This window comes from Bartonella sp. AA81SXKL, from assembly GCF_042196945.1.
In the GTDB taxonomy this organism is placed as follows: domain Bacteria; phylum Pseudomonadota; class Alphaproteobacteria; order Rhizobiales; family Rhizobiaceae; genus Bartonella.
The window spans coordinates 1-1,511 of record NZ_JBHIRH010000077.1; the positions used below are offsets into that span (position 1 = coordinate 1).

The window sequence follows — 1,511 nt, forward strand, 5'->3', positions numbered from 1 at the left end:
TCCTCCTGTCGCCGTAATAAAATTCTTTCCAACAGCTGTTGTTCCTCCAGACTTACCGTTTACACACTGCTTTCCCACAGAAGCTCCTCCTTTACCAATTGTGATATTCTCATGACCCTTTAAACTGGCTTTATAGCCATACCAGACTGAACAACCGGCACCACCACCACCTCCTCCTAATCCTGACAAATAGGCTCCGCCACCACTGCCACCTCCACCCCATGCTTGGATTTCGACTTTGGTTTTATCTGTCACCCAATCGGGCCATTCAATTTTTCCATCCTGCGTATACAGCAATTCAGCATCAGCAAGAGCCGGCCAATTCGTGATTTTATCGGTCAAATCTTTTTTAAGACTCTTTATTTGTGACAAAATGGCGGCATCCACTTGCGCTTTCGTATAAACAAGATCTCCATCGACTTTAAGCGGTCCTTTCAACGTGCTTCCCGTTGTGCTTAAACTGGTAACTATTTCACCATTATGGGTGAGATTAAACGACGAATTACCCAAAAGTTCTAAGCCACCACTCATGGTGACTTTGCTGGTAAATTTATTATAATTCTGCCATTCATTTGGGCTTGTGAGGCGCCCATAGCTTGTGAGATCTTCATTGATCTTGGCTCTAAAATCATCAAGCCCCACGATATCTTCTGTTTTATGTTGATGCGCGCCTAACAGTGAGACAGCACTGCCAAAGGTGAAGTTATTATTGCTTGATTTATAGAGAACATAATTGTTGGCAGCATCTTTTGCCCCCTCGATATCGCTTAAATCAGCAAATGAGAAGGTTTTATCCGCTGCCATCTTGCCCTTAAGGGCTGCTTCAAGATCTGCGATATCACTTATTGTATGCGTGTGTTTTGAAGGTGCTTTTTCGTTTACCTTTTCCTCAACAACCAAAAGAGCTTGATCAATTTTGGTCAAGTTTTCCCGCAAGATTGGGAATTCAGAACTGATAAAGCGTCCTTCTTTCGGCAATTCCATGTCGAGTTTTTTGGTTTTTGTCATCTCTCATTTTCCCCTCATAATATGCCGGCGCCAAAATCACGCACCATTGACCGTGCCGCCGGTCCACCGGTAAGCGTGAGTTTCAAGCGCGCTTGTTTGGCTGTTTTGTCACTGCTCACAAATTTTCGTTCTGTCCAAAGTGGTTCAGCGAGTTGTTCTGTTTCGTCAAGTTTCAAAGGGGTGAAAGCATCATCATCCAGTTGCATCTCCAGTGTAAAGGTTGCACCGCCTGGTAAAAAGGTTTTGATATAACTGGTCAACCTTGCCTTTTCCCCAAAGGCAAAAGCACGGGTGACATAAGTGGCTGTTTTATGGATCTTTCCCGCAATCAATTGAACAGGAGCAAACAAGACGGGTGAGAGTTTCTCTGTTCCTTTGAGAATAGCGCGAAGCTTTATCTTTTCACTGATATATTCAGTAAGGCTTAGCAATTGAAAGGGCAGGAGTTGATAAATTGTGCCATTGTTTCTTTCAATTTCAAAGATGACAGAACAATCGCTTGA

1 protein-coding gene and 1 pseudogene are annotated in these 1,511 nt (G+C 43.5%); both read right to left on the reverse strand.

Translation table 11 applies throughout. The annotated features are described in order from the left end of the window. The coding region (locus tag ACFINZ_RS09570) for a Bgr_08870 family protein (protein WP_375701402.1) at positions 1–1,008 on the reverse strand (1,008 nt) is incomplete at its 3' end. 14 nt (positions 1,009–1,022) lie between these two features. Then, positions 1,023–1,511, reverse strand: a pseudogene (locus ACFINZ_RS09575) (DUF4815 domain-containing protein); the annotation flags it as partial.